The following is an 18,526-nucleotide window of genomic DNA, read 5'->3' as shown; positions in this document are numbered from 1 at the left end:
CAATAAAAAGATCAAGAATGTTTTGATAGTTTTATACGTTTAATTACGTATTTTTTATGAATATGCATAGTTACAAAAAATATCGTACAATCTTTTTCAGATCAGTACAATACGGTGATTAGTACGGATGTACAAATGTGCATTAATGCCAACTAAAGCTGAAATCTCCTGACTGTATGAGTTTTGCCCTCACCCTCAGATATTCTCCTTATTTTGAACGGGGGAGGAAATTCTCCAGCTCCCCTTCTCGCAAATTGAAAGAAGAAGTTAGGGGATAAGGGCAACTCTAGAACGTTTGCTAAACCTAACTTTTACTTTAAGTTGACACCAATGCACAAATGTGTATCCTACCGCGTGTTCCATTGATAGACTTTGGCGCCAAAAATCCTTGGCGTTCAGCTTGAGAAGAAATTTAATGAAGAAACTCAGCCATTCTTTCTACAGCAATTTCTAACAAAGGTGGCTCATGCACCAAAGCAAAACGGACATACCCTTCTCCAGATTTGCCAAAGCCAGCACCTGGAGAAACTGCTACACCAGTTTGTTTGACTAGCTGGGTACAAAATTCTACAGAGTTTTCACTCCAAGGTGAGGGCAATTTTGCCCAGATGTACATTGTGGCTTCGGGAGTAGGAACATTCCAGCCAATACGGTGTAAAGCATTGATGAAAGCATCACGCCGCTTCTGGAAGGTGATAACAGCAGATTTTACGCCAGATTGAGGGCCAGTTAAGGCAGCGATCGCACCATTCAAAATTCCCCGATACTGATTAAAATCAACGGCGGCTTTTACCTGGCGTAAGGCGTTAATTAACTGAGCATTACCGATGGCATAGCCAATGCGGAAGCCGCCCATATTGTAGGACTTGGAAAGGGTGAAAAATTCAATCGAGACGCTTTTTTCTGGATCGGCTTGCAGAATTGAAGGGACTAGGGATTTTGGATTTTGGATTTTGGATTTTGAATTGGGAAAAGAATTGCTCCACTCCCCAGTTTCCCCAAATACCAAATCTACGTAGGGAAAATCGTGAACCAACACGAGATTGTGTTGTTGACAGAAGGCGACAGCTTCTTGGAAGAAAGATAAAGGTGCGATCGCAGCGGTGGGATTATGAGGATAACTTAATACCATCATCCGCGACTGCGCCAAAACTGGGACAGGAATATCAGCAAAAACTGGTAAAAAACCATTTTCTGCCAGTAGTGGCATCGGGTAGATTTGACCGCTGGCTAGGTAGACTCCCCCTGCATGGGATGGATAACCTGGATCGAGCAACAGGGCAAAATCTCCTGGATTAAGTATTGCTAGGGGTAAATGGGCTGTGCCTTCTTGAGAACCAATTAGAGGTAGTACCTCAATTTGAGGATCGACTTTGATACCAAATTTTTGTTCGTACCAGTTAGCCGCGGCTTCGCGAAATCCAAGGGTACCGTTAAACAACAGATAACCGTGGGTAGTGCGATCGCCAAGAGACTGGGCGATCGCCTCAAGAACGTGGGACTCGGCTGGTAAATCGGAAGACCCCAAGGATAAATCAATTACCTCTCGGCCAGCGGCCAAAGCGACAGCCTTGGCTCTGTCCATATCAGCAAATACATTCGATTTTAGGGGTTGTAAACGTTTTGCAAACTGTATGTTAGTCATTTGTCCTTTGTCATTTGTTCTTTGTCATTTGTCCTACCCTGCGGGAAGCCGCTGGCGCGTCTATGTCATTTGTCAAATGACCAATACTTCTCTACCAGAGGCTGCATCAAGGGGAACGCTCAGTACAAGTGACCCATGACCAATACTTCGACTTACCTCGGCTTTGCTCGGCACGAGTCGCTCAGTACAAGTGACCAATGACTAATGACCAATGACCAATGACTAATTACTATTTAAGTGGGTATCTAGGAGAGCAAGTAATTTCTCTTTGCCGATGACTCCCTCGGTGGATATCAAAACTTCTTGGTCTTGAAATAATCTGAGGGCGGGTACACCTTCCACTTGATACTGCTTAACAGTCAGTGGGTTGGGGTCAATTTCCATTTTAACGACTTTGAGGCGATCGCTATATTTGCTAGCAGCTGAGTTAATCAGGGGCGACATCAATTGACAAGGCCCACACCAGGAAGCCCAAAAATAAACTAATACAGGCTGCTCGGCTTTTAACACTTCGGTTTCAAACTCAGCATCGGTTATGGTGATTACAGCCTTACTCATTGTAGTCTCCATCAGGTGGCGATCGAAGTTGGCACACACAATACTTTATCCCAAAGTTGTCAATAGTCCATAGTTAATAATTTATAGTTATTAGGATTGTTAACTATTGACTAATGACGTAAAATCCCACAGCCAACAGGTGTGGGACTAGCTCAAATAAGTTTTCTGTCAATTTTACAGTTGATCCAATTGCTTGCGTAAGGAATCTAACTCAGCATCAACCACCTCATTAGATTTAGGAGCAGTGGTTTGTTGTTGCGGTGGCAGTTGGGCTTGATTTTGGGGAGCGGCAGGTGGTAACATCTGGGCTTTTAAAGCTGCCAATTCATCATCAACATCGCTACTACCTTCCAATCTAGCAAATTGACTTTCTAAATCGGCACCTGCTAACTCTTGCCCTGCCTGGGCCCGGGCTTCTTGCATCAAGACTTTTTCTTCCATCCGCTCGAAGGCAGACATTGCACTACTAGTATTCATCCCACGCACCATGCCTTCGAGTTGCTCTTGGGCTTTGGCAGTGGTGATTCTAGCTTTGAGCATTTCTTTCTTGGTTTTAGCCTCAGAAATTTTGCTTTCCAGCTGGATTAAGTTGCGCTTGAGGGTATCAACTTGAGTGCTTTGTGTATCTAAACTAGCTTTGAGAGATGTGCTGCTGTCAGTATAAGTTTTCTTACGCTCTAGAGCTTGTCGTGCAAGATTCTCATCACCTTTTTGCAGCGCTAGTTGGGCATTGCGTTGCCACTTATTGATTTCATTTTGGGCATCATTGTACTGTTTCTCACTGCGTTTTTGGGCGGCGATCGCTTGAGCTACTCCCTGACGCAGCTGTACCAAGTCTTCCTGCATTTCCAGGATGGCTTGCTCTAGCATTTTTTCGGGGTCTTCGGCTTTGTTAACCAGGTCGTTGAGGTTAGAACTAACTACTCGCTTAATGCGATCGAATAATCCCATAACTTTGTTTTTCCTTGTGTGATTTACGCTCTTTGTTGGACAGTTAGCTTTTTTACTTTTTTATAGCTACCTATTTCAATGTAATCTTTCCAGTTTGAATCAGTACCTCCTAACAACTCTTAATTGTTAAGATATGCCAAACTGGGGTAATTAGTCGAACTTCAAGAATCCTGAGTTTTGGGTAACTGCTGTTGGGGAGGCTGCTCTGTCTTTTGGTCCTCAGTTAGGATTTTGTGCTGTGTGTTTTCTGACTGCTTGAAAACCTGCACCTTCATCGCTGCCAATTCGGTATCTACATCATTAGATTCCAAAGAAGTAAATTGTGTTTCCAAGTCGTCGCTACTAAGTTGAGCTATGGCTTCTGATTGAGCTTCTATCTGTGAAACTTTTTCTTCCATACGCTCAAAGGCACTCAGACTGTTATTAGCAGAAACTCCGCCGAGCATTTCTTGGAGGCGATAAGACGCTTCAGCAGAACGCGCGCGGGCAATATACATATCTTTTTTAGTTTTCGCCTCGGAAATTTTTAACTCTAGCGATCGCATATCCTTTTTTAGCCTAGCAACTATCTCGTTTTGCTGCTCTATCTGCGAACAGAGGGCTGTAGTAGTTTCTTTATAGGCTTGGCGCTTAGTCAAAGCTTCACGTGCTAGAGGTTCATTGCCTTGTTGCAGCGCTAATTGGGCGCGGCGATACCATTCCTCCGTTTGCGACTGAGCGGCCGCTGCTTGTCGTTCGGTGCGTTTCTGGGTAGCGATCGCTTGTGCTACACCCTGCCGCAACTGCACCAGATTTTCCTGCATTTCCAGGACAGCTTGCTCCAAAATCTTTTCTGGATCTTCTGCACCACCGATCAAACTATTGAGATTAGCGCGAATCACCCGCAGAATACGCTTGATTAATTCCATATCGGCTCTCCAACGAAATCCAGTTCTGAGTGCTGAGTAGGGAGTGCTGAGTATAATTATTCTTTTTTGTCACAGGGTAGTTATGAGTTATGGAGTACTGAGTGCCTAATTAAAGTTTTGAGTATAATATTTTTTGTTGTGAGGTCGTAAACAAACAATATTTTGTCTCTTTGTCTCTACCACTCAGCATGGGCTAAACCTGCTACCACTCAGCACTCAGCACTCCCTACTCAGCACTCAATTGACTCAGGACTGTTATCTCATGGTATCGTAGATTTTTGCAATTCATGGCTGCTGAACTCGTGCCTTGATTCCCTTCGCTTCTAACAGTTTCATCTGTTGTTTTACTTGCTCTTTAGTTTTAAAAGCACCCAGATAAATCAATTCTTTGTTAAGCGATAAATAAGCATCAGGAATTATTTGCCGTGCTGAGGCAAAAGCTGCTCCTTTATTATCTATCACTACATGATAAAACCCATCTGTTCCTGGTTTGATTTCTGTATCTGGCTTTGGTGACGTTGCGATTGGCTTGGGCGAGGTTTTTGTCGGTGAAGTGGGAGGTAAATTTACGGGAGGCAAGGATTGTAGTCTCGGTACTGGTGCTAAGGCGATCGGGTTGGTCGGTTGGGCGGTATTGGGGTTAGACAATGCCCCTTGAGGATTTGCGGGGTTTTGGGGAACAACTGGATTCACTACTGCGGGGGTTGGTTGGACTTTGGGTTTTAAGCCAACTACATCATTGGGATCTCTTACTTCAGGAAACTCTTCAGTAGCTAGATTGGGATATTTGGGTATAGATGTGCTTGGTGGCTGAATTTGAGGTTGGATATTACTCCCAACTTCCTCAGTATTTCCTGGTGTGGGAGAGGAGTTGCCGTTAAATAAGTTGCCTAAATTCCATTGTGGCAAGCTTTTGGGATTGAAGACTGCATAACCCAAGATCAGACTAGCCACCAATAGCAGCAACATGGAGCCAATACCCAAAGGTGATAGCAGACTGTCGCTATTGCTTGGTTTATTCTTGGTTTCTGGTTGTTCTTCTGTCAAACTTCGCAGCAGTGCTTCACTAGACTCTAAATAGTCATCTGGGTGCTTGGGGCTATCATCTGTCTGCAAGTGATTTTCGTTTTTAGTATTTTTAACGATTGCTGGCACGATACTGCTATTAAAGTTGGGTGGGGGCGGTGGAAGTTGAGTTTGTGTTTTGGCTGCATTGGAGGTAGAGGGCGCATTCAGATTATTCAGTTCCTCAATTGCCGTAGTTGGTGCTGGATTCATCTCAGGATTCACAGCTACAGATGCGGGTGAAACATCAATTTTTGCCGTAGCTGGCGCTGGATTCATCTCAGGATTCACGGGTACAGATACAGGCGATACGTTGGTTTTAATTTCCGTTGCTGATGACTGAGTTGCGCCCAATATTGTCGAAATGGTAGTTAACGGTTGGGGTTGTCCGCTGATGTAACTTGCAACACGGGACTGTTTAGATGACACCAAACCAGTTCGCGTGCGTCGGTATCGAGCTAACTCTTGATCTAGCGGCACCTCTAAACTTGCTAGTGCTGCTGCTAGTACTGGTTTCAATCCAGGTGTTTTAGACGATTGATGAGTGCTGGAGTCGTTCAGGGAGTTTTGAGTCATTGCTTTTTGCCTCAAACGTAGATTACTGGAATCAACTTTTAGATAGATATATTTTGTGATAATAGTAGCGGAAATTATTTAAATAGATAGAGTGGGCATTGGGCATTGGGCATGGAGAAGAGACAAGGTAGACAAAAAAGAGGGGGGAGACTTGGGAGAGACTTGTTCAATAATTTCCCCTTGTCCTCCTTGTCCCCCTTGTCCCCTTGTCTCCCCTGCTCCCGTGCTTTCCACTCCCACACTCCCCACTTTGAACGATGTCGTTGAAATCAATTAATGATGTTTTAAGGATTCTGGAAAAGCAATCGAAATGGCAGGAGCAACCATTTCAACGCCTGCTCAAGTGTTGGGCAGAAGTTGTTGGCCCAGTAGTTGCCGCAAATACTCGACCATTATTAATTCAGCGTGATGTTTTGTCGGTAGCAACTTCTAGTGCTGCTTGGGCGCAAAACCTGACTTTTGGTCGCACATCTCTACTTTTAAAGTTGAATAAAAAGCTGCCAACGCCTTTGGTTGATATTCGCTTCTCTACTGCTGGCTGGCAGAATCCGTTGGTGGAAAGAAAACAGCAACAAACGGTTTCGCCTCATGAGCATCCCAGTTACCTTGGTGATGAGATTAACCGCCCCGATCCTATACCTACCAAGGATGTAAATGCGGCTTTTGGATATTGGACAAAGATTGTGCGATCGCGATCGCATGGCTTACCCTTTTGTCCCCAGTGCCAATCTCCCACCCCTCCCGGTGAACTCCAGCGCTGGGAAGTCTGTTCTGTCTGTGCTGCTAAACAGTTTTCAAAGCAAAATAGTTGAGCGATTATTTGTTGAGCAAAGTTTATCCTGAAATAACTTGCTGCTATTACATCAAATTTTTATGATTCTTGAGAAAAAGTATAATTTGCCGCTGAAATATGCCAAATGTGGTATGCAAAGCAGACTATTTATGTGAAATTCTATGCCTTAAGCCATCCTTAAGGAGGAATTTAAAAGGCTGAATAAATCAAAAGCTTTAGTTTTAGTCTTGATCCCTAATAAGTTTTAGACGATACCTATATATAACTGCTTTAGGAATTATTTAAATATATAACAAGATTATAAAAATATCCTGAAGTTTATTTTTTACTTGGGATCGCTGAAACCTATAGAAAATAATGACTTTTTGGCTTTTCTCCGTCTTTATATATAGAAGCAGAATATAAAGATGAAATTCAGCCAGAAACAACACTAAAGATGAATCCGAATGAAACCCATTAAAGTTTTAGCATCTGCCTGTAGATATTGCCGTCATTACCAGCCAGAAGGTCGCCGTGGTGGAACGTGCCAGCAGTTGGGCGCACCAGTTCAAGCGACTTGGAAAGCTTGCTCTTTGGCGCTTCCACCTTTTGCACCTTCTTGGGAAACCTTAGAAGATGCTTGGGGTTTACCAGATGCAGCTCCAGTTTTAACATCTTGTCAATCTTTAGCTTCAGATTTCGATAATGCTGTTGCTCCTCTAGAAGAAATAGCTGCCTCCATATCTGAACAGGTAAAAACTAAAGCAGTGGTTATTTAGTCATCCATTATTACTGGACTGAGTTTGTAGTCTGCTTAAAATAAGATTTGTTTTTAAGATTTTTAGTGCTGTAAAAGTTGATATATACAAAAATCGCACCCTTTAGTAAGGTGCGATTTTTGCAATTCTAAGGTAGCCAAGGAAAAGAGCGAAAATCTGGTGGACGCTTTTCAAGAAAAGCTTGTTTGCCCTCAGCTCCTTCTTCTGTCATGTAATAAAGTAGGGTGGCGTTGCCAGCAAGTTCTTGTAAACCAGCTTGTCCGTCACAATCAGCGTTAAAAGCAGCTTTAAGACATCGAATTGCGATCGGACTTTTTTCTAAAATCTCTTGCGCCCATTGAATCCCTTCCGCTTCTAGTTGTTCTACTGGGACGACACAATTAATTAAGCCCATTTCTAAAGCTTGCTGTGCATCATATTGGCGGCAGAGAAACCAAATTTCTCTAGCTTTTTTTTGTCCCACGATGCGGGCAAGATAGCTGGCTCCAAAACCACCGTCAAAACTGCCGACTTTCGGGCCTGTCTGTCCGAAAATGGCATTATCGGCAGCGATGGTAAGGTCGCAAATTAAGTGTAGGACGTGTCCACCACCGATCGCATATCCAGCTACTAAAGCAATCACCACTTTCGGCATGGAACGAATCAGCCGTTGTAAGTCCAGCACATTCAAGCGAGGGATGCCAGTATCGTCCACATAACCCGCATGTCCCCGCACGCTTTGATCGCCACCAGAACAGAAGGCATATTTACCATCAGTGTGTGGTCCATATCCAGTAAATAGGACAACACCAATACTAGTATCTTCACGAGCATTATAGAAAGCGTCATACAGTTCAAAGACTGTTTCAGGACGGAAGGCATTGCGTTTATGGGGACGGTTGATGGTAATTTTCGCAATGCCATCAGTTTTTTGATACAGAATATCTTCGTAGGTTTTGGCAGTTTGCCAGTTAATTTGCATTGGTATGGAGTGCGCTGTGGTGCTTGAGAATTTTATCGCGGACGTAGGGACATGCGATACCTGCGGTGGTCACTGAGCTTTGCCGTTCGCGCAGCGTCTCGTAGAGAAGTGTGGTCTACACCTACGCTAAAATTGGGATCTCAAACCTTTACAATCTCGTAATTGTCTGGGTGTGGAGGAATCAAAATGCGACGTGACACCATCTTCTACAAATTATTTAAGCAATTTCCAGGTTTGTTGTTTGAATTAGTAGATGAACCACCTCCAGAAGCAGAAAACTACCAGTTTGAATCAGTTGAAGTGAAAGAAACGGCGTTTCGGATTGATGGAGTATTTTTACCTCCAGCTGATGCAGTTTCCAAAACCGTCTTTTTTGCAGAAGTGCAGTTTCAGAAAGACCAAGACTTATATCACCGCTTCTTTAGCGAATTATTTTTGTTTCTCTACCGACACTCGATTCGTTACGATGACTGGTTTGGAGTAATAATTTTTCCTTCTCGCAGCCTAGAACCTTCTTCCCCTTCGATTCACCGCGCTTTGCTGGAAAGTGGTCAAGTCAGGCGGGTTTATCTGGATGAGTTGGGAGATTTGCGACAACAACCTTTGGGATTGGGTTTGATGTTGCTGACAAATGTTACTTCTGAAACAGAAGCAGTTGAAGGTGCGCGGTTTTTGTTGGAGCAAGCACAGCAACAATCGGAGCAAGCGATAATTGATTTAGTGACGACGATAATTGTCTACAAGTTTTCTAACCTTAGTCGAGAGGAGATTGCAACGATGTTGGGACTGAATTTGGAAGAACCACGGGCTATTCGGGAAGCGAAGGAAGAAGGAGAAAGAAAGGTCGTTTTACGACAGTTAAAGCGACTTGTGGGTACAATTCCTGATGCGCTTCTGTTCCAGATTCAAGGGTTATCGGTGGAACAGTTGGAAGCTTTAGGTGATGCTTTGTTGGATTTCTCTACTCTTGCTGACTTAGAAGGATGGTTACAAGGTGAAGTAAGCGGGTAAGTTTCACGCACAGCAGAAGGGCGATCGCACCCGGTAAAATTCTCAAAGCTAAATCTGAGGCTGGAAGACACGCGGGTATATCAGGAAGCGGTGGAAGAAAGAGTGCGATCGCTTGTCCTGCGACTGTTAAAACGACTATTTGGTGAAATTGCTGAGGAACTTTGGAAGCGTTAGCTTTGGCGTTGTTGGAATTGAGATTGGGATCGCGAACTTGGAAGGATGGTTGCAAGGTCGAAAAGATTACTAAGATTGGTATCTCATGCAAAAGTCCTACAAATAAGGCAAGAGTGTATTCAAAAGCCTTGTTTAAAGGATGTATTTGTTGTATGGTTATAATTAATTTTTGTTTGTAAACAAATAATTATGAGTTTCATTACTCTTAAAGTAATTAATAATTCTGGCAAAGAAATAACCCTTTTGACAAAAGGAGTTGCCTCTGCTGACAACCAAAGTAGAGATTTTTATATTGGTGATAGATGCAGAGTTTCTTCATCTAGTCGAACTGGAACAATTCTTAGACGTTCTGATTCTCCAAATTCGGTAATTCAAACAGATGATGTTGATATCCAATTTGATGATGGGCATATAGAAGCCATTAATTTAGTTTATCTTTATCATTAAATCCAGATTATGCCGTTTGAAGGTTGATTATTAATGGTTTGATATTCTTGGGATCAAGTAATAACAGGTTAGTTATAATGAATTGAAATAATTCCTTCTATGACCGATAATTTTGACTCTAACTTTAATCCTCAAGTACCGCTACCAAACATTAATGACTCAACCACAGCAGAGTTGATTAGCTTAATCGCATCAACAAATTTTGCTGATAACTTTTATAGTCAATTAGTTCATTGGATTAATGAATTTAATAGAACTATTGATGATAATTTTGAAGTTGGAGTAGTTTTAGGAAACTTTGGTCAAACTTACGTGTTTCATCTGTTAGATATAGGTTTCAATAATCCTTCTTTAATAATTTTCTACGGACTTACAGAACAAAATGAACCTGTCCGTTTGATTCAGCACGTTAATCAAATAAGTATTTTGTTACTGAAGTTGCCACGTAAGGAACCAAACAAGCCAAAAAAAGTTTTTGGTTTTCAGGTTAATCCATAGCTTGATTACTGAAAGAATGTTGAAGTTAATTGGTATTATGAATCACCAATCTCTAAATGCCAATATCTGTAGCAAACTTCCTTAAATTATCCTGTCGCCACTTGGCATCAGCTTTACGATTTGTCTGCAACTCCAAAACCCGAATTCCCTTAGTTGGAAGTAAATTTAATCTTTGCTGCAACTGCTGCCAAGAAGTCATCAATTCATGCTGCACATTATAAGTAGCACACAATTGAGCAAAATCAATATCCTGTGGAGTGCCAAAAAACTCTTCAAATGGTGGGTCAAATTTGGCAATGGGTAACATTTCAAAAATTCCACCGCCATTGTTATTGATTAATACAATCGTCAAATGTCCGACAAACTTATTACGGATTAAAAAACCATTGGTGTCATGTAACAGAGCTAAATCTCCCGTTAACACCACACTACTTTGCTGGCGATGGGCAATTCCTAAAGCTGTGGATAATGTGCCATCGATGCCATTTGCACCTCGGTTAAAATGCGATCGCACTCCAAAATTATTTGGTTTCCAGAAATATTCCACATCCCGCACAGGCATACTATTGGCAATAAACAGAGGCGTTCCTGGCGGTAAAATCTGAGAAATTAACCAAGCTGCTTTACTCTCAATGACTTCATCTATTTTCCCCATCGTCTGGTCAATAACTAACCTAACCTTAGCTTCCGCATCACACCATTGCTTTGCATAGTCTGAGGATAAAGATACATTTCTCTCCTCTACTTTTATGTCTTCTACAGATATCCGTAAATGTGTCGTCTTCCCGTGCAAAGGGTCGAGGTTTTGATCGCTCTTATCAATTACCCAGCGTCGCGGTTGGGTTGTAGCTATCCAGCTACGCAGTTCTTTACTCGTAGGCATTTCTCCCACCTGAATCACCATTTCGGGCGCTAACTGCTTTGCTAGTTGCTGATTTCGCAAAATCAGGTCATAAGTGGAAATTAAATAGGGGTTGAGTTCGGCATAATTTCTGACTGGGGAGAGTCCCTCAGCTAGCACGGGCCATTTGAGAGTTTGGGAAAGTTGCGCGATCGCTCTACAATATTCCTCTGGTTGCTGTGGTTGAGCAACACCTGCGATAATAATGCCACGATCGCATTCTTTCCATTCTTGGGGCATGGGGCATGGGGCATAGGGCATGGGGGATGGAGTATTGTTTGCTATTCCTGCGAAAAAGTCTTCTGATTCCAAGTGCGATCGCAAATAACTCAAGTCAGTTCCATCAGGAACAGGCGCTAAGGGATCGCGAAAGGGAATATTCAAATGTACTGGCCCCTTTGTAGGATTTTGCGCCCTTTCCCAGCTATGAATTACCGTTTGTCGTAGATAAGCTAGCATTCCCAGATCGGCACAGGGTAAGGCTAACTCTGTTTGCCAATTTGGGTAGTTTCCATATAATCTCAATTGATCTACAGTTTGCCCAGAGTGACAATCTCGCAATTCTGGCGGTCTATCGGTAGTTAATATCAACAGTGGTACGCGACTATATGAGGCTTCAATGACTGCTGAATAAAAATTTGCTCCTGCTGTACCAGAGGTGCAAACTAGTACCACTGGCCGTCCGGTTGCTTTAGCTTGTCCCAAAGCAAAAAAGGCGGCGGAACGTTCATCGAGAATGGAAATTGCTTCAATCTCAGGTGCTTGTTGAGCAAAAGCGATCGCTAAGGGTGTAGAGCGCGATCCAGGACAAATGATGGCACAAGTCAATCCCAACCGCTTTAAAGTCTCTGTTAAAATATAAGCCCAAAGTTGATTAACATTCCTATAAGCGATCGGCATTAAATCAAACATAGCTATAAAACAATCTTAAATTTTAGATTTTGTCTAGGGAAATTCAATTTAAAATCCATCAATGCGGTGTTGAGTTCCATCACCGCCACGCGAGTTTCTGGGAAAGAAAATCTCCAAACAAACTTGCTGAACTTTCTACACAATGCACAATTTGCTCTCAAACTTTTATGGACTGCATTCATTTAACGGGAATTCGCGGCTATGGCTACACTGGGTATCTACCAGAAGAACAGGTGCTAGGACAATGGTTTGAGGTAGATGTGAGGTTATGGTTGGATATCTCCACAGCGGCCAAGACTGACGCGATCGAAGACACTTTAGATTATCGCAGCGTCATTAGCTTGACACAACATCTGATCAAAACGTCTAAATTTGTTTTGGTGGAGAAATTGGTAACAACGATCGCAGATTCTATCCTCCAAGAGTGCGATCGTGTAACAAAAGTCCAAGTCACTCTCAGCAAACCTGCCGCACCTATTCCAGACTTTGGTGGCAAAATTAGCATTGAACTGACTAAAATCAAGTCCAACCTTTAATTCACAAAATATGTTTTTTTCAATATCTATCAGATAGCAAAGAACGGGAGGTTTATGTGGAGCTTGGAAGTGTCTCACAATGAGAATCTTTCCTGCCATTGGCACCAGTACCTATTGATTACCAAAAAACTAAAAAATCCCGCGAGCGGCTGATGAACATTTAACTTACATATTTTCAGAGGAGAGGAATTGTGATTAAGTATTAACCAGAAGCTCTAGAGCTAGTATTTTATTTTTAAAATACGCTTAGTGGCGTGGCAAGGCTAAAATAGTGCATTAAAAATATCTCAGCTATTGATATTTGAGAAACCTAACTAATTTTATCTTGCACATATTTAGGCTTACCATGCTATTACAATAATCCTGATATTTTTTAATTATGATTATTGTATTAATCTTTCTAATTAATCCGATTTGACTGTTAATTAAATATTTCAGATAGCTTTAGACCGTAATCTAGACCTCATCTGATATAAAATATATTTGCAGGTAAAGCAGCATTAAACTTTTTAATTATAGGTGAAAATTAATTATTACTAATTAAGTGAATGTAGATTAATATATGACATCCAAAACACTCTAGATTTTTTTAAAAATATTAAAGTAATCTCCCGTGATTTTATGATAAATTTTCTTGATTAATTTGTATATAGATATTATACTTAGTATTTATACTTTCCCAAGAAAAATTCTTGTATACATTTTAAAATCAGTTTTTGAGTGCTTGATAATTGCATTCTAATTTTAATTTGATGTTAGTAGCATCATATTAGCTACATAAATTAATCAAAATTAGTTTTGATAAGCATAGAAATTTCCGGAGATTAATAACATGATGCTATTTACTCATTAGTCAGTATTAATATCAAGCAAGAATACAGGATAGTTAGAGATTGTTTATGATAAGATAAGCACTTTTGACTTGAGTTGACACTGACAACAAGAATCTGAACCTTAGCAAACAGGTTATTGTAACATGTTCGCCCGCAAAATCCTAGTTGTTGAGGATGAAAAAAACCTAACCTCAAATATTAGAAAAAGTTTACAAAAATTAGGTTATTTAGTATCAGAAATAACTGAATATGGTGAAGAGGTAATAAAAAAGGTAGCAGAAACTCATCCACATTTAGTATTAATTGATATCTGTCTAGCTGGAGAAATAGATAATCTCCACGTAGCGGATATTATCCAGAATCACTTTCATGTGCCTGTAATATATCTAACAGAGTGTTCGGAATATCAAACATTACATAAAAATCAACTAAGTGAGCCTTTTAGTTACATAGCCAAACCATTTCTTGAAAGTGATTTACATTTTGTGATTGAAATGACACTGTACAAACATCAGACAAAAAAAATATTAGACGAAGAAAAACAGAGGTTGATGACAATTATTAATAGTATGGGTTGTGCAGTGATTGTTACCTATGCAAATGGTTGTATTGAAATGATGAATCCCATAGCAGAACTAATCACTGGTTGGAAGCAAAGTGAAGCGTTGGGGAAAGATTTAATAGAAGTAGTTAACTTAGTTAATAAAGATGTAGGAGAAAAAATTGAAAATTTGGCCACTTATGCAATCGAAGCAGGTAAAATTTTAAATTTACCAGAAAACTGTACATTGATTACCAAAGATGGTAAAGAAGTAGCGATTGGGGATAATGTTGCACCTATCCGCGATCGAGATGGCAATATTACTGGCGCGGTTTTAGTTTTTCAAGACATTACTAAACGTAAGCAGACAGAGGCGCAACTGATCCGCAATGCATTTTATGATGGGCTAACAGAATTACCGAATCGTGTTTTATTTTTAGATCGGCTCAAACAAACTATTGAACGTAGCAAACGCAGAAGCGACTATTATTTTGCAGTTTTATTTTTAGATTTAGATGGTTTCAAAGAGATTAACGATCGCTTTGGGCATGGAATAGGGGATGATTTTTTAGTAGCGATCGCTAGACGTTTAGAGTCATGCTTACGTAGTGGCGATACTGTAGCACGATTTGGTGGTGATGAGTTTACTATTCTTTTGGAGGATATTAAAGACATTTCCGATGCTACCAATGTTGCCAAACGTATTCAAGACTCCTTAAGATTGCCAGTTAACCTGAATGGATATCAATTATCTGCTACCGCTAGCATTGGTATTACTTGGAATTTTAGTAATTATGAGGAGCCTGCAACTCTACTGCGGGATGCTGATATTGCGATGTACCAAGCTAAACGGCAGGGAAAAGCTACTTATGCCATATTTAGTTAAGAATAGAATATGCCACTCTAGGCGCTACTAAGGTTATGGTATGAATCGAGAAGCCCGATAATTCTGTCATGGAAAAAACCGAAAAACAGAATTCAGGAGTTAGTAGCCCATTCTGAATTCTGCATTCTTCTTCAAAACTTATAACCTCTAGCAATCCAATAGAGCCAGTCTGCGATCGCTTCTTGAGTTTCACTGTCAACATCAATGGCTGCTATTTCAGATAATTTCGCAGAATATACATCTTCATCCTTACCATTAATATAAGCCACTTCGACAAACATATCTTTTAAGCACTCGTCATCTGGGGCCATTCCCAATACTTCCACTTGTTTCTCCTCGACAGCACCTGATTTGCGTCCCTTCTTAGTCCATGTAGCCAAAAAGGGAAAATTCAGAGTCTCTTCGAGGTAGTAGTACCAACCCATAGCTCGGTCTTCTTTGTCTTCGGCATCTACAACGATCTCCGTTTTAATGCGATGCTCTCGGTTTTCGTCGGCTTCAACACTAGGCATAAGATAACACTTTGCGTATAATTCATTTTGATAATACTACCAAAATGTTTCTAAAATCATACTTAAATATATCTATGATGTCCCCGCTTAATTACTTATTAACCTCCCAAAACCCCACCCTTTAATCCCCTGTTTGCAAACTCTTGGGGCCGGGTGGGGTGAAATGGCTGTGGGAATCATAACTAATTATCTGGAAACGATCTAAACTCTACAAAAAACCGCTTGTCATTGACAAACGGTTTTCTAGTTATTGTTCTTAAGGGGAACTTATTCGTTGCACTAAGATGCAAAATTTCTCAGAGATTAAACAAGTCTCAAATCAGGATAATTCGCTAACACATCATCAGATGTGAGGGTATCATTTTCAGCTTGCGGAGTCCAAAGAACTTCAATTGCTAGAAGCTTGTCGCTAGGAATACTACCAATTTGCCGTAAAGCTTGACGCAAATCATCAGCACTATTAATAGCTGTGGGGATTTCAAACTTACCTAGTGTCGCCGCCAGTAAGGTGACAACAATGTATTCACCAGGGCCTTCGGTAAATAGACGGGTCGGGTTGTCGAGTTCGCCAGCCGGAGGTAAAGCATCCTTGGCAAGGGCTGCTCTTAGCTGGTTGTTGACATTAGAAAGAGTTTCTTCGCTAAACTTGCTGCGTTCTGCCAGTGACAGCCGATTAAACTGACCTTCAGCTGAATTTAAACTGGCTTGTTGAGTGCCACCGCCTGCATATACAAAGTATTCCGGATGGCGGAGTAAAGCTAGACTGGCTTCTTGGAGAATTTCTGCTCTACCTTCGGGGGTGTTAGTATCAGCAGTTTCAGCAATGTGGTTGAGTTCATTTTGCAATTCACGGGCTTGAGCTAACAAACCTACTTGCAAACGAGTTACAGAAACAGGAGAGTTACTGCTGTAATCTGCTTCTGCTGTTTCACCGCTAGAGACACGGCGGAAAGTTTGCAATAAGAAATTAGCGATCGCAAAGAAAATTAAAATGCTAAATAGACCACCAAATCCTCCGCCAATACCCCAGAAGGGAAGTAGGAAGGGAAAGCCAAAGCCACCACCAAAGCCACCACCATAACCACCGGGATAGTATCCGCCCCCGCCAGGAGGTGCATAAGTGCGCGGTGTATAGGTGCGACTAGAAGGCGCTCTAAAGGAGCCACCACCGATGCGACCCCCACTGCGGGCTGCTAATGCGCCGTCAGCGTGACCAAGAGCCAAAGCTAACACCAGGCTTAGGGCTAGGAAGGTTTTGAACAGCGGTTTGATGGTTTGTTGTAGTTTTTTACGCATAAGACAATCGCTTGAAAAACGAAGTTATTATTTATGATTTCTCCCGATGGTGGGAGCAGTGTTCCAGGATCTTGCTAACGCTAGCCCGTAACAAGCAAGTTTGTAGCATTCACGTAGTATTACCTTTTAGAGGCTACATATTCAATTTACCGCGTCTTATCTTGGGTAAGTAGCGATCGCAGGGGGGATTTCTCGACTGGGGAACCGTACCTGAAGACATGTTTATTTTCCCAGAAATTGCGATGTCTACGATGGTCACTGACTTGTACTGAGCGCAGCCGAAGTAGCTTGTCGTACTCCTTTCCTGCGGAACGCTACGCGAACAAAGAAGCAAGCTAGCAAGAGCGTCTCCAAGAGTTGTGCGGGCTACGCCTACGGGCAATGGTTTGCTATGCCTCAGACTAGTTTCAGACTACAGTTTTGAATTATACAGATGATTTTAATTTTTAGTGATTATTTTGACTAATTTTTTAATCCTTCACTGAATAAGTACTACTTCTGAACTTATTTTATGATTCAATATTTAGCACGGACAAAACGCCTAGCTAGCACCAACAGCACTCATTAATACATTTGGAGGCTTCTAATTTACGTGTGCGTAGAAAGCTAGGAAGTGTCTGTAATCCTTATAATTTTTCACAATAGACATCATGTTGCGACTAAGTAGTTAGAAAAATTTTGGCATTTTGGCACAGGAGTTTAAGTGTTTAGGATATTTTATTAAACGTAGCTAAATTTCGGAATTTTCGCCGCAGATGTTTACTGAGCATTTTCGCTACAAGTATTAGCTTTGATTTTTTGTTCATTATGCACAGAAACTCTCAAAGAATGAGAAATGTGCAACAAAAATAAAATTAACACAATAAAAAACAATCTTTCTGGCTAATCTTCTGAAATAGGCTTCAAATTTGTCTACCAAATTCGTTTTAAAAGAAATAAAATAATAATGATGGCTTTGAAAGTAATTCTAATTGTAAATATTAAAAACTATTTGAAATATAGTCATCAACTTGATTATGGAACATATTTCTCAACTAACAGCCGAAATCAGAGACAAAGCTGCATACCCAGATATCCTAGTCATATCCCGGATCTTTCTACCGAAAGAAGCTGTAATTGGGGAATATATCTACAATCGTTGTCTGCAAGATCCAGAACGAATAATTGTACTGGCAGCTAGTTGCTCAGGAGATCGAGTATTTGATAAGAGTCAACAGTTTCCTGTGTATCGCTGGTATTATCCTAAATATTGGCGTAGTGGCTATGTGGGAAATATCCTAAAACCTTTGGTCAATATCGTTTGCTCATTTGTCCTAGCAATTAAACTCTATTTTCGCTATCACTATCGTTACATAGAGTGGGGCCACGGTTATGATTTCCCTTCACTGTTGCTATTGAGCTATTTGTTACCTATTCGCTTTTTTATCTATCTGCACGGCAACGATCTTCTTTGCACTTTACACAATCCCGTGCTGCGATCGCTATTTAAATTAACACTTCATAGAGCTGAAGGCATTGTTTGTAACAGTTCTTATACAAGAGATTACCTAAGAACTGCTTTCCGATTAGATACTCCTACCCACGTCATTAACCCCGTAATCAGACCAGAAAAATTTGGTAATAATGTAGCCAGTCCCCCCCCCAGTAGCCTTGATGATTTACGGGTTCGCGTGCGTCAGACGTACAACATTCCCGAAACAGCAATAGTGATTCTCTCCATCGGCAGGTTAGTAAAACATAAAGGTTTCGACCGAGTAATTGATA

The 18,526-nt window shown here is 41.2% G+C and carries 18 protein-coding genes; 8 read left to right on the top strand and 10 right to left on the bottom strand.

The features are described 5' to 3' along the window. Window positions 1–412: 412 nt before the first annotated feature. The 5 genes from NSTCB13_RS17045 to NSTCB13_RS17025 all read right to left on the bottom strand — a co-directional run bounded on the left by NSTCB13_RS17045 (window position 413) and on the right by NSTCB13_RS17025 (window position 5,703). The gene (locus tag NSTCB13_RS17045) at window positions 413–1,645 is read right to left on the bottom strand and encodes an LL-diaminopimelate aminotransferase (RefSeq protein ID WP_448273262.1); all 1,233 of its coding nucleotides are present in this window, start codon (window positions 1,643–1,645) and stop codon (window positions 413–415) included. A 222-nt stretch (window positions 1,646–1,867) separates the two neighbouring features. Continuing rightward, the gene (locus tag NSTCB13_RS17040) at window positions 1,868–2,203 is read right to left on the bottom strand and encodes a thioredoxin family protein (RefSeq protein WP_322696316.1); all 336 of its coding nucleotides are present in this window, start codon (window positions 2,201–2,203) and stop codon (window positions 1,868–1,870) included. A 174-nt stretch (window positions 2,204–2,377) separates the two neighbouring features. After that, entirely contained in the window at window positions 2,378–3,154 is a 777-nt protein-coding gene (locus tag NSTCB13_RS17035) for a PspA/IM30 family protein (protein ID WP_445631557.1), read from the bottom strand. 161 nt (window positions 3,155–3,315) lie between these two features. Next, window positions 3,316–4,062, bottom strand: coding sequence for a PspA/IM30 family protein (locus NSTCB13_RS17030; protein ID WP_445631558.1), 747 nt, complete (start codon window positions 4,060–4,062; stop codon window positions 3,316–3,318). A 285-nt stretch (window positions 4,063–4,347) separates the two neighbouring features. Further along, a complete protein-coding gene (locus tag NSTCB13_RS17025; protein ID WP_448273261.1) occupies window positions 4,348–5,703 on the bottom strand; it encodes a hypothetical protein in 1,356 nt (451 codons plus the stop codon). A gap of 257 nt (window positions 5,704–5,960) precedes the next feature. Between NSTCB13_RS17025 and NSTCB13_RS17020 the strand changes: the two genes are divergently transcribed. Together NSTCB13_RS17020 and NSTCB13_RS17015 are read left to right on the top strand one after the other, a co-directional pair. Then, window positions 5,961–6,515: a DUF721 domain-containing protein gene (locus tag NSTCB13_RS17020; protein WP_445631560.1), complete on the top strand. Its 555-nt coding sequence runs from the start codon at window positions 5,961–5,963 to the stop codon at window positions 6,513–6,515. A 427-nt stretch (window positions 6,516–6,942) separates the two neighbouring features. After that, window positions 6,943–7,254, top strand: coding sequence for a hypothetical protein (locus NSTCB13_RS17015; protein ID WP_335234149.1), 312 nt, complete (start codon window positions 6,943–6,945; stop codon window positions 7,252–7,254). Window positions 7,255–7,381: 127 nt separating this feature from the next. Here NSTCB13_RS17015 and menB read toward each other — a convergent pair whose 3' ends face one another. Then, entirely contained in the window at window positions 7,382–8,215 is an 834-nt protein-coding gene (gene menB / locus NSTCB13_RS17010) for a 1,4-dihydroxy-2-naphthoyl-CoA synthase (protein WP_448273260.1), read from the bottom strand. 186 nt (window positions 8,216–8,401) lie between these two features. Here menB and NSTCB13_RS17005 point away from each other — a divergent pair, with 186 nt between their 5' ends. Continuing rightward, window positions 8,402–9,226 (top strand): DUF2887 domain-containing protein, encoded by an 825-nt coding sequence (locus NSTCB13_RS17005; RefSeq protein ID WP_448273259.1) that lies wholly within the window; start codon window positions 8,402–8,404, stop codon window positions 9,224–9,226. Here NSTCB13_RS17005 and NSTCB13_RS17000 read toward each other — a convergent pair. Then, window positions 9,177–9,491: a hypothetical protein gene (locus tag NSTCB13_RS17000; protein WP_448273258.1), complete on the bottom strand. Its 315-nt coding sequence runs from the start codon at window positions 9,489–9,491 to the stop codon at window positions 9,177–9,179. The two genes, NSTCB13_RS17005 and NSTCB13_RS17000, sit on opposite strands and share 50 nt — an antisense overlap. 98 nt (window positions 9,492–9,589) lie before the next feature. Here NSTCB13_RS17000 and NSTCB13_RS16995 point away from each other — a divergent pair, with 98 nt between their 5' ends. Together NSTCB13_RS16995 and NSTCB13_RS16990 are read left to right on the top strand one after the other, a co-directional pair. Beyond that, window positions 9,590–9,847, top strand: coding sequence for a hypothetical protein (locus NSTCB13_RS16995; RefSeq protein WP_448273256.1), 258 nt, complete (start codon window positions 9,590–9,592; stop codon window positions 9,845–9,847). A gap of 99 nt (window positions 9,848–9,946) precedes the next feature. Beyond that, a complete protein-coding gene (locus NSTCB13_RS16990) occupies window positions 9,947–10,345 on the top strand; it encodes a DUF6173 family protein (RefSeq protein WP_448273254.1) in 399 nt (132 codons plus the stop codon). A gap of 52 nt (window positions 10,346–10,397) precedes the next feature. Here the strand turns inward: NSTCB13_RS16990 and menD are convergent, their stop codons facing one another. Continuing rightward, entirely contained in the window at window positions 10,398–12,158 is a 1,761-nt protein-coding gene (menD, locus tag NSTCB13_RS16985) for a 2-succinyl-5-enolpyruvyl-6-hydroxy-3-cyclohexene-1-carboxylic-acid synthase (RefSeq protein WP_448273253.1), read from the bottom strand. Window positions 12,159–12,325: 167 nt separating this feature from the next. Here menD and folB point away from each other — a divergent pair, with 167 nt between their 5' ends. Beyond that, entirely contained in the window at window positions 12,326–12,694 is a 369-nt protein-coding gene (gene folB / locus NSTCB13_RS16980) for a dihydroneopterin aldolase (RefSeq protein ID WP_335006609.1), read from the top strand. Window positions 12,695–13,670: 976 nt separating this feature from the next. Beyond that, a complete protein-coding gene (locus NSTCB13_RS16975; RefSeq protein WP_448267140.1) occupies window positions 13,671–14,954 on the top strand; it encodes a diguanylate cyclase domain-containing protein in 1,284 nt (427 codons plus the stop codon). A 131-nt stretch (window positions 14,955–15,085) separates the two neighbouring features. Here NSTCB13_RS16975 and NSTCB13_RS16970 read toward each other — a convergent pair whose 3' ends face one another. After that, on the bottom strand, window positions 15,086–15,466 hold the full coding sequence (locus tag NSTCB13_RS16970; protein WP_445631584.1) for a calcium-binding protein: 381 nt from the start codon (window positions 15,464–15,466) through the stop codon (window positions 15,086–15,088). 303 nt (window positions 15,467–15,769) lie between these two features. Then, the gene (locus NSTCB13_RS16965) at window positions 15,770–16,762 is read right to left on the bottom strand and encodes a DUF1517 domain-containing protein (RefSeq protein WP_448273252.1); all 993 of its coding nucleotides are present in this window, start codon (window positions 16,760–16,762) and stop codon (window positions 15,770–15,772) included. Window positions 16,763–17,778: 1,016 nt separating this feature from the next. Between NSTCB13_RS16965 and NSTCB13_RS16960 the strand changes: the two genes are divergently transcribed. After that, window positions 17,779–18,526 (top strand): glycosyltransferase (locus NSTCB13_RS16960; RefSeq protein WP_448273251.1); only part of this gene is annotated, 748 nt, incomplete at its 3' end.

The sequence above is a fragment of the Nostoc sp. DSM 114160 genome (assembly GCF_053470305.1).
Note: the sequence above shows the minus strand (reverse complement) of the source record. Positions and strands in the feature narration are given on the sequence as shown.